Raw genomic sequence first — 13,540 nt, 5'->3', positions numbered from 1 at the left:
GTGGATCTCCATGATAGGCCGTTCCGACGCCAGCATGGCCGACAACGAGGCTTCGGACCGGCTGCTGTAGCAGTGACATGACGGCGCGCGTGGCAATCATCGCCGATCCGCATTTTCACGATGTGAATTATCGGCAAGGTGTCGGCCGTCAAGCGGGAGCAGCGCTGAGGACGCTCGCCGATACGGCTGAATCGACGCGGGTTTTCAACGAGAGTTTTGCCGGCCTGCCGCGCCTGCTCGACGACATCGTGGCAAGGGGCATCGAAATCGTCATCATTGCCGGCGACCTGACCGATGACGGCCAGCAATCGACCATGAGTGCGGCGGTCGCGTTGCTTGAGGACTATTCGCGCCGTTTCGGCCTGCGTTTCTTCGCTACTCTGGGCAATCACGACGTCTATGCCATCCACGGCCGCCACCATGGCAAGCGCTTCCTCAACGGCGATGGCGGCCATACGCTGGTCACCAGCGACGCATCCATGCCAGGCGGTTCGTCGGTGGAAAAAATCGTGAGCCCGCAGATGTATTGCGGCGGCTATGCTTGCGCCATGCAGGCGATGGCCGGCCTTGGTTTTTTCCCCCGGGGAGAGTTCCTGTATTGGGAGACGCCGTTCGGGCGCGACGGCGCGCTGGAGCAACGCTGTTTCGATATCCGCTCGGCGGATGGCGGAACCGCGCGAAGGATGATCGATGCCTCCTATCTGGTCGAACCGGTCACGGACCTCTGGCTGCTGTCGATCGATGCCAATGTGTTCGAGCCCAGGAACGGCGATCTCGATCCCGTGGCCGAGAAAAGCTATATCGACAGCACCGATGCCGGCTGGAATTCGATGTTGCGCGACAAGCCCTTCATCCTCGACTGGATGAAGGACGTTGCCCGCCGCGCGGAAGCCGGCGGCAAGCAGTTGATCGCGTTCTCACACTATCCGCTGCTCGATCCGCTCAACGGCACGCTCGCAGACGAGATGGAGCTTTTCGGCAAGACGAGCTTTGCCAGGCGCACCCCCGGTCCGGCCATCGCCAGGGCCGGCGCCGCAACCGGTATCAAGGTTCATTTCAGCGGCCATCTGCACGTCAACGACACTGCTGTCTGGCAGCAAGGCAGCGCCTTTCTGGTCAATGTCGCGGTGCCGTCGATGGTCGGGTTTCCACCCGCCTACAAGATCGTCTCCATGGCCGATAACCACATGCATATCGAGACGATGCGCATGTACGAGGTGCCTGGTTTCGATCTAGCCTTCGAGGGCTACCGCACCGAACTCGAGCATTCGGGCGCGCCGCATTCCGGTCTGCTCGATGCTGTGAGCCACGCCGATTTTCTCAGCCGCCATCTCGCCGAACTGGTCAAGCACCGCTATTTGCCGCGCGAATGGCCTGCCGACCTGCGGCGGCTCGTTTCGCGGCTCACCCTTGGCGACCTTGAACGCCTTGCGGCGGCGTCGGAAGCGGTCGATGCAGACAGGTTCCAGCCGGGTGAAACCACGACAGGTGCAGATTGGCGTCGCCTCAGCCTGCTCGACATGACGGTCGACTGGTATCGGCTGCGCAACGGGCGGCACTTGGCGCTCGATTTCGTCAGCCCCGAGCGGTTGGAAGCCTACCGGCGGCTGGCGGTCCAGTTCGCCGCGCATGCATGGCCGAAAGGCAGCCTGCAGGCGCGCCTGGCCCTCTTCACGCGCATGATGATGAACTACATGGATGCGCCGCCTTCACTGGATTTCAGCATCGATCTCCGAAACGGTGCGATCGAAGCGCACGATGCGGCCTACTTCGGCCGTACCGAACGGCGCCACACCGGGACGGCCTGAAAACACGCCGCTTCGCCTTCGACATCATTCTCCTCTGGCTCGGCCAGCAAGCGCATGATGTGGTCGGCGATCTGGTCGATCGGCTGGCGGAAAGTGGTCAAATTATAGGATACCCACCCGGCCTGCTCGATGTCGTCGAAGCCGATCACGCAGATTTCCTGCGGCACCGAGAGACCGAACTCGAAGCGTGCCGCGTCCATGAAGCCGCACGCAAGCAGGTCGGTCACGCAAAACGCTGCCTGCGGCCGCTCCGACCCGCTCAGCAAAAGGCGCCCTGCCTCAAAGCCGGACGCATATGAGGTCGGCCCCGTTGCGGTGACCCTGACCTGCAGCCCGGCTTCGGCCGCCGCCGCCTGGAAGCCTTGCGCCCGAGCGACGAGGCTCGGCGTGCCTGCCAGTGACGAGACGACGGCAAGCCGCTCGCAGCCCGCGCGCCGCAGCATCAGGAATGCCTCGCGCGCCGCACCGACATTATCGAGCGTGACGTTCTTCGGGCCGTCGAGATGGTCGTCGCGATTGATGAGAATGACGCGCTGGCCGCTGTTCACACAGGTATCGATCAGGCTCGCGGGGGGCGAGCCCGAAAGGACGACCGTGGCGCCGGCGCGATAGTTGAGCGTCTGGCGCAAGGCAAGTTCGACGCTGTCGCGGTCGCCGGAGGTGTTGATCACCATGCCGACCCGATTGATCGCTTGCAGACGGCGTGTCAGCGCGTCGAGCATGCGCGCCTGGTAGGGTGTGTTGATCTCGGCGCCGATGAGGCAGACGATGCCGCTGTCCTCGTTGATCAGGCTGCGCGCGAGGTGGTTGACATGGTAGCCGAGAGTGTCCGCAGCGCTCCGCACTTTCTGCCGCGTTGCGGCTGAAACGCTTGCGCCATCGGTGAAGGTTCGCGATACCGCCGAGCGCGAGACGCCGGCCAGCTCAGCGACCTGCTGCGCGCTGACAAACGACCTTGCCGCTCTTGCTTCACGCATTCTTCCACCTCGGCGGGAGCGGGCGTGTTGCAACCTTGTGCAATACGCCGTGCCGCTGCCCATGAATTTTCTAGATACAAGCCCGCACGGCTGTTCGCAATGTCGGACCTGTCCCTTTAGCAGTTCAGCAAGGGCAAATATGCCGGCGATGCGTTGAACACGATTGCAAAGTTTCAAAAAACCTACCAATCTGATCGAGGTCGCAACGGATGAACTCATTAGACGACGAAACTTTCGGGAGGAATTCGGGATGATACGTTCATGGCTTATTTCGGCTGCTGCTGGAACACTTCTGGCCGCGGGCAGTGTTGGAGCTGACGCCGCCAGCCTGACCTTGTACTGCGGCGCCGATGAAACCTGGTGCCAACAGATGGCGCGGGGCTTCGAGGAAGAGACCGGCATCACCGTCGACATGACCCGCAAGAGCGCCGGTGAGATTTACGCCCAGCTCAAGGCGGAGGCCTCCAATCCGAAGGGCGACATCTGGTGGGCGGGCACCGGCGACCCGCATCTGCAGGCCGCGGAAGAAGGCCTGACCGAAGAATACACTTCGCCGCTGATGAGCGAGTTGCACGACTGGGCAATCAAGCAGGCAGAGACCGGTGCCCACCGCACCGTCGGTGTCTATTCCGGAGCCCTGGGCTTCGGCTACAACAAGGATCTGCTTGCCAAGAACGGCCTGCCCGAGCCGAAATGCTGGGCCGACCTGACCAAGCCGGAATACAAGGGCCAGATTCAGATCGCCAATCCCAATTCGTCCGGCACCGCCTACACGATGCTGGCGACAATGGTTCAGTTGATGGGCGAGGAAAAGGGCTTCGAATACATGAAGGCCCTCCACAAGAACGTCAACCAGTACACCAAGTCGGGGTCGGCGCCGATCAAGGCGGCAGGCCTTGGCGAAACCACCATCGGCATCGTCTTCATGCATGACTCGGTCGCACAGACCGTGGCCGGATTCCCTGTCGTCACCGTCGCGCCATGCGAGGGCACCGGCTACGAGATCGGTTCCATGTCGATCATCAAGGGCGCCCGCCACCTCGACGAGGCGAAGAAGTTCTACGATTGGGCATTGCGCGCCGACGTGCAATCGAAGGCGCAGGAAGTGAAATCGTTCCAGCTTCCTTCCAACAAGGCCGCAACGCAGTCGAAGGCAGCACCCGACCTGTCCACGATCAAGCTCATCGCCTACGACTTCAAGAAGTATGGCTCCAGCGAGGAGCGCAAGCGGCTTCTGAAGAAATGGGACGACGACGTGGCCTCCTTGCCGCAATAACCGATGCGCGCTGAAGGAGGCGCCTCCGGTTTGCACCCGACAGTTGGCCTGTGGCTGGCGGTCGGGTGGATCGGCTATGCCGTGTTGCCCTGGTATGGGGTGGACGGCAATTTCTTCTCGTTTTTCTGGCTGGGCGAGGGCTATCCGCTCAATGAGGATGTGGCGCCTGCGCTCTTCCTCGTTGCCCAGGGCCTGAAGCTGTGGCTGTCGCCGCTCGTCATTCTGCTGCTTTTGCCCCTGCTTGCGTGGGGGCGGCACAAGAGCGATCCCTTCTTCGGAAAATTGCTGATCGTCGTCGGTGCCGCCGGTCTGGCTTGGGTGCTTTTCCAGGGTTTCGGCATCGGCCTGCGCGGCTGGCGCTTTGACTGGCTGACGGCTCTTTTCGGCGAACTGGACGACCGCCAGTTCGGCATGGGCTACGGAGCCTTGCTGACGGCGTGCGCCTTCCTGTTCCTGTTCACGCTGGGGCTGGCGGCACGCGGCGCGGTCGGCGGCGACGTCTTCGTGGTCGGGTCCATCGGTTTCGTCGTCGCCATCGTTGCCTTGTTCGTCTTCATGCCGATCCTGCAGATGCTGGCCAACGCGCTGTTGACCCCCGACGGCGTCTATTCGCTCAGCGCCTTCCTCGGCAAATTTGCCAGCGCCAAGCTGTGGTCGCTCGATTGCCTTGCGGGCGGGAGCCGCTGCGGTGTTGCCTGGAATTCGTTGTTCCTTGCCGTCGTGGTCGGCATTGCCACGACCTTGCTCGGACTCGCCTTTGCGCTCGTCGCCACCCGCACCGGCTTTCGCTTCAGGCGCGTGTTGCGGGCACTGACCGTGCTGCCGATCATCACGCCGGCCTTCGTCATCGGCCTGGCGGTGATCCTGTTGTTCGGCCTGTCGGGCGCCTTCAACCAGATTGCCGCAAACGCGTTCGGAATTCAGCCGACACGCTGGGTCTACGGCCTGCCGGGCCTTCTTATTGCCCAGACCCTCGCCTTCACGCCCGTCGCCTTTCTCGTGCTGATCGGCGTGGTCGAGGGCGTCAGTCCATCGATGGAAGAGGCGGCCCAAACCTTGCGCGCCGGACGGTGGCAGACATTCGTCACGGTGACGCTGCCATTGATGCGGCCGGGCCTTGCCAACGCCTTCCTGCTCGGCTTCATCGAGAGCATGGCCGATTTCGGCAACCCGCTGGTGCTGGGCGGCAATTTCGATGTCCTGTCGACGGAAATATTCTTTGCCATCGTCGGCGCGCAGAACGACCCGGCGCTGGCGGCCATCCTCGCCATCGTCCTGTTGTTCTTCACGCTGGCCGCATTCTACGCCCAGCGTTCCTGGCTGGGGCGGCGTTCCTACACCACCATGTCCGGCAAGGGGGATTCCGGCGTGCATGCGCGCCTGCCGGCGGCCCTGCAATATATGCTCTACGGCGTCGTCGGGCTGTGGGTGGCGCTCACCGTCATCGTCTACGCCACCATCGTCTACGCAAGCTTCGTGACGCTGTGGGGTGTCGATCAATCCTTGACCCTGAGGCACTACCATCAGGCGTTCGACGTGGCATGGAACGAGTTCGGCGTGCATTGGCGCGGCTCGGCCTGGGGCTCGTTCTGGACGACGATCATCATCGCGCTGGTTTCCGCGCCGCTGACGGCGGCGGTAGGGCTGCTGACCGCCTATCTGCTCGCCAGGCAGAATTTCGCCGGCAAGAACGCCTTCGAGTTCGGCACCATGCTGTCCTTCGCCATACCCGGCACCGTGATCGGCGTCTCCTACGTCATCGCCTTCAACGTGCCGCCGATCGAGTTGACCGGCACCGGGATCATCCTTGTCCTGTCCTTCATTTTCCGGAACATGCCTGTCGGCGTGCGTGCCGGCATTGCTTCCATGTCGCAGATCGATCGCAGTCTCGATGAAAGCTCCCTGACACTCGGGGCCAGTTCCTGGCAGACGTTCCGGCGTATCATATTGCCGTTGCTCAGGCCGGCTATCGTGGCCGCACTCGTCTACTCCTTCGTGCGCGCCATGACGGCGATCAGCGCCATCATCTTTCTGGTCAGCGGCCGCTACGACATGGCGACGAGCTACATCGTCGGACGCGTCGAAAACAACGAGTACGGCGTCGCCATCGCCTATTCGACCGTGCTGATCGTCGTGATGCTGGCGGTGATCGGGCTGATGCAGCTCATCGTCGGCAGCCGCAGGATCGGCCGCCGTGCATCCGGTGCGCCCGGCGGTCAGACCGCAATTGCAGGAGCTGGTTGAGCATGACGGATATTCGCGGCAATGCCGCCTCGGTGACGTTCGAGCATGTCGTCAAGATCTATCCCGGCGTTTCCTCGCCGGCCGTCAACGACGTCTCGTTCTCCATCGAAGCGGGCAAGCTGGTGACGCTGCTCGGCCCCTCCGGCTGCGGCAAGACGACGACGCTGCGCATGATCGCCGGCCTCGAAATGCCCAGCAGCGGCCGCGTCCTGATCGGCGGCGCCGACGTTACCCGGCTTCCCGCCACCGAGCGGGATGTGTCGATGGTGTTCCAGTCCTATGCGCTTTTCCCGCACATGACGGTGATGGAGAATGTCGGCTACGGCCTCAAGTTTTCCGGCCACGGCAAGAGCGAGGCGGCGGCGCGTGCGCGCGCCGGTCTGGAACTTGTCGGCCTGTCCGGCTTCGAGGAGCGTCTGCCCAGTGAACTGTCGGGAGGCCAGCAGCAGCGCGTCGCCGTCGCCCGCGCCCTGGTGCTCGAGCCGCAGGTACTTTTGTTCGACGAGCCGCTTTCCAATCTCGACGCCAAGCTTCGCCGCCAGGTTCGGGAGGAAATCCGCGATATCCAGACCAAGCTCGGCCTGACCGTCGTCTATGTCACCCACGACCAGGAAGAAGCGCTGGCCGTGTCCGACCGCATCATCGTCATGAACAAGGCGGTGATCGCGCAGGACGGCAGCCCGCGCGAACTGTACGATGCACCCGCCAGCGCCTTCGTCGCCGACTTCATCGGCGAGGCAAATATCCTGTCGTGCAATGTGGTTTCGGTCGCTGACGGCAGGGCAAAGGTCAGCATCGGGCCTGTCACGATCACGACGCCGGCAAGAGGCCATGCCGGCGGCCCCGCCAAGCTGGCGGTTCGGCCCAACCGCATCATGATTTCCCCGGCCGGGGCAAAGAACAGCCTGCCGGCCACGGTGCGCAAGGCCACCTATGTCGGCAGCCATATGGAATACATGGTCGACACGCCCTCGGGCGCCATCTTCGTGGTTTCTCCCGAAGTCGATACGGTACACGCATCCGGGCAATCCATCGGATTGCAATTTCCTGCCGGCGGGCCCGTGCTGGTCGATTGAATCTCCTGTTCCTGCTATAGGACGCTGGCTGAAACTTGCGTCGATACGAAAGTCCGATGAAGTGGGCCAGCCAGTCTTGCGCGTGTAGGAGCCGCGTGCACGCTCTTGCGGCAGGCGCGTTTTTCTCACCTTATGCGCCACCCTATCCGTCGCTGCCAATCGAGGTCCCATGATCGACAAGCTGGAGTTCTTCATCGCGCTCGCCCGGGAGGAGCATTTCGGTCGGGCGGCCGAAATGTCCGGCGTGACCCAGCCGACGCTGTCGGCGGCGATCAAGCAACTCGAGGATCAACTGGGCGTCATGCTGGTCAAGCGCGGGTCGCGCTTCCAGGGCCTGACGCCGGAAGGCGATCAGGTTCTGGTATGGGCGCGCCGCATCGTGGGCGACGCGCGCAGCATGCATGAGGAAATGCGCGCCGCGCGCCATGGCCTTTCGGGCCGCATCCGCATCGCCGCGATCCCGACCGCGCTTGCCATGATGCCCAAGCTCACCACGCCGTTTCGCGAAAAGCATCCCGGCGTCACCTTCTCCATCCTGTCGCGGACCTCGATCGAGATCCTGTCGCTGCTCGGCAATTTCGAAGTCGATGCCGGCATCACCTATCTCGACAACGAACCGCTGGGGCGTGTCACCAGCGTGCCGCTCTACAGCGAGCGCTACCAGTTGATCACTGCCGCTGGAAATCCCTACTCCGACAGGCCGTCGGTGAGTTGGGCGGAGATCAGCCGTTTGCCGCTTTGCCTGCTGACACCCGACATGCAGAACCGGCGAATCATCGACCAGCATCTGGCCGAAGCCGGCGGCGAAGTGCGCCCGACGCTTGAGTCGAACTCGATGATCTTGCTGTTTTCCCATATCCGCACCGGCAAATGGTCGTCGATCATGCCCTTGACCCTTGCCGAGACCCTCGGTTTTTCCGAACCAATCCGGGCGATTCCGATCGTTGGCCCCGATGCGGGGCACTCCGTCGGCATGGTCGTCGCCCCCCGCGAGCCCAATACGCCGCTCGTTTCGGCGCTGCTCGACGAAGCGATCGCGCTGGCAAGAGATTTCAAGGCGAAGAATAAGCCTTAATTTTCCTGATAGTTAGAAGTTTTCACCCTGTGTTGATAGGTTTTTTCTATCGACCGACGAAACACGCGTATTGATCCCTGTAGATTTCTCTGCTTTTGGTGTTGTTTAGCGACACATAGCTACGATTATGGGAGGGCCTGCATGAATATGCAGCCGGCACGTACCGAGATCGCGGCGCAAGCTGCATCGATCATCGATGACATGAAGGGTCTTGAAGGCCCACTTCTGCCAATTTTGCACGGCATCCAGGAAGAGTTCGGCTATGTGCCGCAAGAGGCTCTTCCGATCATCGCATCGAAACTGAACCTGTCGCGCGCCGAAGTTTACGGCGTCGTCTCGTTCTATCATGACTACCGCAAGCAGCCTGCCGGCCGCCATGTGCTGAAGCTGTGCCAGGCGGAATCGTGCCAGTCGATGGGTAGCGACGCTGTCGCTGCCCGTCTCAAGCAGGCGCTTGGCATCGATTTCCACCAGACCACGTCCGATGGTGCTGTCACGCTGGAGCCGGTCTACTGCCTCGGGCTTTGCGCCTGCTCGCCCGCCGCGCTGCTCGACGGCGAGGTCATCGGCCGGATCGACGCCGACAAGGTCGACGAAATCGTTGCGGAGGTCCGCTCGTGAAACCCCATATCTATATCCCCGGCGATTCAGGCGCTCTGGCGCTTGGCGCCGAGAAGGTCGCCAAGGCGATCGAGCAGGAACTGGCCGAGCGCGGCATCGAGGCCAAGATCGTGCGCAACGGCTCGCGCGGCGCCTATTTCCTCGAGCCGATGGTCGAGGTCGAGACCGATGCCGGCCGCGTCGCCTACGGTCCGGTCAAGCCGTCCGACATGAAAAGCCTGTTCGACAGCGGCTTCCTGTCCGGCGGCCACCACAAGCATTGGCTGGGTGACCCGGAAGCCATTCCCTACATTGCCAAACAGACCAGGCTGACCTTTGCGCGCTGCGGCATCATCGATCCGCTTTCGCTCGAAGCCTATGAGAGCCACGGCGGCCTTGCCGGCCTGCGCAAGGCGGTTGCGATGGCGCCTGCCGACGTCGTCGCCCAGGTGACGGAATCGGGCTTGCGCGGGCGCGGCGGCGCCGGCTTCCCGACCGGTATCAAGTGGAAGACCGTGCTCGATACCGCGGCGGAGCGCAAATACATCGTCTGCAACGCCGACGAGGGCGATTCCGGCACCTTCGCCGATCGCATGATCATGGAGGGCGATCCGTTCGTGCTGATCGAAGGCATGACGATCGCCGGCATCGCGACCGGCGCGACCATGGGCTACATCTATATCCGCTCGTAATACCCGCACGCGGTCGCCGTGATGCGCAAGGCCGTCGAAATCGCCCGCAAGGCGCGCGTGCTCGGCCTCAATGTGCTGGGTTCGCCCAACGCCTTCGACATGGAAGTGCGGGTCGGTGCCGGGGCCTATGTCTGCGGCGAGGAAACGGCATTGCTCGACAGCCTGGAAGGCAAGCGCGGCATGGTGCGCGCCAAGCCGCCGCTGCCGGCGCACAAGGGCCTGTTCGGGCAGCCGACGGTGATCAACAACGTCATCTCTTTGGCGTCGGTGCCGATCATCATGGACAAGGGCGCGGCCTACTACAAGGATTTCGGCATGGGTCGTTCGCGCGGCACCATTCCCATCCAGATCGCCGGCAACATCAAGTATGGCGGCCTGTTCGAGACGGCCTTCGGCCTCACGCTTGGCGAAATCATCGACGACATCGGCGGCGGCACCGTCACCGGGCGTCCGGTCAAGGCGGTGCAGGTCGGCGGCCCGCTTGGCGCCTATTTCCCGCGCGGCCTGTTCGATACGCCGTTCGACTATGAGGCCTTCGCCGCCAAGGACGGCCTGATCGGCCATGCCGGCATCGTCGTTTTCGACGACAGCGCCGACATGCTGAAGCAGGCGCGTTTCGCCATGGAGTTCTGTGCCGTCGAAAGCTGCGGCAAGTGCACGCCGTGCCGCGTCGGCTCGACGCGCGGCGTTGAAACGCTGGACAAGCTGGCTGCGGGCATCGAGCCGCAGAAGCAGGTCGCGCTCGTAACCGACCTTTGCAATACGATGAAGTTCGGCTCGCTCTGCGCGCTGGGCGGTTTCACGCCTTATCCGGTGATGAGCGCGCTCACGCATTTCCCTGAAGACTTTAAGCCGGTGCCAGTCGCCGAAGCCGCCGAATAGGAGAAGCGGACATGGGTCTCATTCACGAAATCGACTTCGGCACTCCGGAGTCCAAATCCGCAAAGCAGGTGACGCTGCTGGTCGACGGCAAGTCCGTTACTGTGCCCGAAGGCACCTCGATCATGCGCGCTTCCATGGAAGCGGGCGTCGAGATCCCCAAGCTGTGCGCCACTGATTCGCTCGATTCCTTCGGCTCCTGCCGCATCTGTGTGGTGGAGGTCGAGGGCCGCAACGGAACACCCGCCTCCTGCACCACGCCTGTGGCTGAAGGCATCGTGGTCCATACCCGTTCGGAGCGTCTCGACGCCATCCGCAAGGGCGTCCTTGAACTCTACGTTTCCGACCATCCGAGCGGCTGGAACGAGCAGCGCGGCACCGGTGGGAGCGAGTTCGACAAGGTCGCCTCGACCGTCGGGCTTACCGAAAACCGCTACGGCCTCGATGGCCGCAATCACGTTGCACCGAGCAACGGTTCGCTGAACATCGACTACATCGCCCGCGACGAATCCAATCCCTATTTCATCTACGACCCGTCGCAGTGCATCGTCTGCTCGCGTTGCGTGCGTGCCTGTGAGGACGTGCAGGGCACTTTCGCGCTGACCATCGAGGGCAGGGGCTTTGAGTCTCGCATTGCCGCCGGCATGAACGAATCCTTCGTCGAGTCCGAATGCGTGTCGTGCGGCGCCTGCGTGCAGGCCTGCCCGACCGACGCGCTGCGCGAGAAGACGGTGCTGGAAAAGGGCATGCCTGAGACGTCGGTCGTCACGACTTGCGCCTATTGCGGGGTCGGCTGCTCCTTCAAGGCCGAAATGCAGGGAGGGCAGGTCATTCGCATGATGCCTTACAAGGCAGGCAAGGCCAACCATGGCCACTCCTGCGTCAAGGGCCGCTTCGCCTACGGCTACGCCACCCACACCGACCGCATCCTCTCGCCCATGATCCGGGAAAAGACCACCGATCCGTGGCGCGAAGTGTCGTGGGAAGAAGCGCTGGCCTACACCGCCAACGAGTTCCGCCGCATCCAGTACCAATATGGCCGCGGTTCCATCGGCGGCATCACGTCGTCGCGTTGCACCAACGAGGAAACCTATCTCGTCCAGAAGCTTGTGCGGCAGGGCTTCCAGAACAACAACGTCGACACCTGCGCTCGCGTCTGCCACTCGCCGACCGGCTATGGACTCAACACCACGCTGGGTACGTCCGCCGGCACGCAGGACTTCGATTCGGTCGAAGAATGCGATGTCATGATCCTGATCGGCGCCAACCCGACCGACGCGCATCCCGTGTTCGCATCACGCATGAAGCAGCGCTTGCGTCAGGGCGCCAGGATCATCGTCATCGATCCGCGCCGCATCGATCTGGTGAAGAGCCCGCACATCAAGGCGGCTCACCATCTGCCGATCCAGCCTGGCACCAACGTCGCCATTCTGACCGGCTTGGCCCACGTCATCGTCACCGAGAAGCTCTACAACGAAGCTTACATTAACTCCCATTGCGATCGCGAAGCGTTCGACGACTGGGCGGAATTTGTCTCCAATGCACGCTACAGCCCGGAGGAAACGGCCAAGATCTGCGGCGTGGATGCTGAATCCATTCGCGAGGCGGCTCGCCTTTATGCCACCGGCGGCAACGGCGCCATCTACTACGGCCTCGGCGTCACCGAGCACAGCCAGGGCTCGACCGCGGTCATGGGTATCGCCAACCTCGCCATGGCGACCGGCAACCTTGGCCGCAGGGGCGTGGGCGTGAACCCGCTGCGCGGCCAGAACAACGTGCAGGGTTCGTGCGACATGGGCTCGTTCCCGCACGAATTCCCCGGCTATCGTCACGTTGCGACCGATGCGGTGCGCAAGATCTACGAGGATCTGTGGGGCGTGAAGCTCGATTCGGAGCCGGGCCTGCGCATTCCCAACATGCTCGACGCCGCCGTCGACGGGACCTTCAAGGGCATCTACATCCAGGGTGAAGACATCCTTCAGTCCGACCCCGACACCGGTCACGTCTCCGCCGGTCTTGCCGCGATGGAGTGCGTGGTCGTTCACGACCTCTTCCTCAACGAGACGGCGCGCTATGCGCACGTCTTCCTGCCGGGCTCGACCTTCCTCGAAAAGGAAGGCACTTTCATCAACGCCGAGCGCCGCATCAACCGTGTGCGCAAGGTGATGGAGCCGAAGGCCCGTTACGCCGATTGGGAAGCGACGCAGGAACTCGCCCGCGCTCTCGGCCTCGACTGGACCTACACCCATCCCTCGCAGGTCATGGACGAGATCGCTGCGACGACCCCTACTTTCGCCGGCGTCAGCTTTGATTTCCTCGACGAAGTCGGCTCGGTACAGTGGCCGTGCAACGAGAAGGCACCGATGGGCACACCGATCATGCACACCACCGGCATCGTTCGCGGCAAGGGCAATTTCGTGCGCACCGAATATGTCGGTACGGACGAGAAGGTCGGCCCGCGCTTCCCGCTCCTGCTCACCACCGGACGCATCCTCAGCCAGTACAATGTCGGCGCCCAGACCCGCCGTACCGACAATGTCGTGTGGCATGACGAGGATCGGCTGGAGATCCACCCGCAGGATGCCGAGGATCGCGGTATCCGTGACGGCGAACTGGTGCGGCTGTCGAGCCGCTCCAACGAAACGACGCTCAAGGCATTGATCACCGACAGGGTTGCGCCCGGTGTTGTCTACACCACCTTCCACCATCCCGACACGCAGGCCAACGTCATCACCACCGACTACACGGACTGGGCGACCGGCTGTCCGGAGTTCAAGGTCACTGCCGTTCAGATCTCGCCGTCCAACGGTCCGACCGATTGGCAGCTTGAGTATGAGGAGTTGAGCCGCAAGAGCCGCCAGATCACCCCTCTGGCTGCGGCGGAGTGACTGCAGGTGACGCAACCGGGCAGAT

Annotated in this window: 8 protein-coding genes and 1 pseudogene; 8 read left to right on the top strand and 1 reads right to left on the bottom strand. The window is 62.9% G+C overall.

Going from position 1 to position 13,540, the window contains the following annotated elements:
* The first annotated feature begins 77 nt into the window (after positions 1-77).
* Complete coding sequence (locus tag ASD64_RS00125) at positions 78-1,808, top strand: metallophosphoesterase family protein (protein ID WP_056098862.1); 1,731 nt, start codon at positions 78-80, stop codon at positions 1,806-1,808.
* On the opposite strand, the gene ASD64_RS00120 is transcribed toward ASD64_RS00125, so the two are convergent.
* The gene (locus tag ASD64_RS00120) at positions 1,766-2,785 is read right to left on the bottom strand and encodes a substrate-binding domain-containing protein (protein ID WP_056098858.1); all 1,020 of its coding nucleotides are present in this window, start codon (positions 2,783-2,785) and stop codon (positions 1,766-1,768) included. The two genes, ASD64_RS00125 and ASD64_RS00120, sit on opposite strands and share 43 nt — an antisense overlap.
* A gap of 250 nt (positions 2,786-3,035) precedes the next feature.
* Between ASD64_RS00120 and ASD64_RS00115 the strand changes: the two genes are divergently transcribed.
* The 7 genes and pseudogenes from ASD64_RS00115 (at position 3,036) to fdhF (ending at position 13,515) form a co-directional block, all read left to right on the top strand.
* Positions 3,036-4,061 (top strand): ABC transporter substrate-binding protein, encoded by a 1,026-nt coding sequence (locus ASD64_RS00115; RefSeq protein WP_056098856.1) that lies wholly within the window; start codon positions 3,036-3,038, stop codon positions 4,059-4,061.
* A gap of 3 nt (positions 4,062-4,064) precedes the next feature.
* Positions 4,065-6,305 carry an ABC transporter permease gene (locus tag ASD64_RS00110; protein WP_056098852.1) on the top strand — a complete coding sequence of 747 codons (2,241 nt, stop codon included), beginning with the start codon at positions 4,065-4,067 and terminating at the stop codon, positions 6,303-6,305.
* Positions 6,306-6,307: 2 nt separating this feature from the next.
* Entirely contained in the window at positions 6,308-7,381 is a 1,074-nt protein-coding gene (locus ASD64_RS00105; RefSeq protein WP_056098851.1) for an ABC transporter ATP-binding protein, read from the top strand.
* 169 nt (positions 7,382-7,550) lie between these two features.
* Positions 7,551-8,456 (top strand): LysR family transcriptional regulator, encoded by a 906-nt coding sequence (locus tag ASD64_RS00100; RefSeq protein WP_056098848.1) that lies wholly within the window; start codon positions 7,551-7,553, stop codon positions 8,454-8,456.
* 141 nt (positions 8,457-8,597) lie between these two features.
* Positions 8,598-9,077, top strand: a complete 480-nt coding sequence (locus ASD64_RS00095; protein WP_056098846.1) for a formate dehydrogenase subunit gamma — start codon at positions 8,598-8,600, stop codon at positions 9,075-9,077.
* Positions 9,074-10,630 (top strand): annotated as a pseudogene (locus tag ASD64_RS00090) (formate dehydrogenase beta subunit). The gene ASD64_RS00095 and the pseudogene ASD64_RS00090 overlap by 4 nt, the downstream one beginning before the upstream one ends.
* Positions 10,631-10,641: 11 nt before the next feature.
* Entirely contained in the window at positions 10,642-13,515 is a 2,874-nt protein-coding gene (gene fdhF / locus ASD64_RS00085) for a formate dehydrogenase subunit alpha (protein ID WP_056098843.1), read from the top strand.
* Positions 13,516-13,540: the final 25 nt, after the last annotated feature.

It is taken from the genome of Mesorhizobium sp. Root157 (assembly GCF_001427385.1).
Taxonomy (GTDB): Bacteria; Pseudomonadota; Alphaproteobacteria; order Rhizobiales; family Rhizobiaceae; genus Mesorhizobium.
Note: the sequence above shows the minus strand (reverse complement) of the source record. Positions and strands in the feature narration are given on the sequence as shown.

Excerpts from the sequence above, each read along its gene's own strand:
- ASD64_RS00125 (WP_056098862.1), top strand. The coding sequence starts at position 78 with ATGACGGCGCGCGTGGCAATCATCGCCGATCCGCATTTTCACGATGTG.
- ASD64_RS00120 (WP_056098858.1), bottom strand. The coding sequence starts at position 2,785 with ATGCGTGAAGCAAGAGCGGCAAGGTCGTTTGTCAGCGCGCAGCAGGTC.
- ASD64_RS00115 (WP_056098856.1), top strand. The coding sequence starts at position 3,036 with ATGATACGTTCATGGCTTATTTCGGCTGCTGCTGGAACACTTCTGGCC.
- ASD64_RS00110 (WP_056098852.1), top strand. The coding sequence starts at position 4,065 with ATGCGCGCTGAAGGAGGCGCCTCCGGTTTGCACCCGACAGTTGGCCTG.
- ASD64_RS00105 (WP_056098851.1), top strand. The coding sequence starts at position 6,308 with ATGACGGATATTCGCGGCAATGCCGCCTCGGTGACGTTCGAGCATGTC.
- ASD64_RS00100 (WP_056098848.1), top strand. The coding sequence starts at position 7,551 with ATGATCGACAAGCTGGAGTTCTTCATCGCGCTCGCCCGGGAGGAGCAT.
- ASD64_RS00095 (WP_056098846.1), top strand. The coding sequence starts at position 8,598 with ATGAATATGCAGCCGGCACGTACCGAGATCGCGGCGCAAGCTGCATCG.
- fdhF (WP_056098843.1), top strand. The coding sequence starts at position 10,642 with ATGGGTCTCATTCACGAAATCGACTTCGGCACTCCGGAGTCCAAATCC.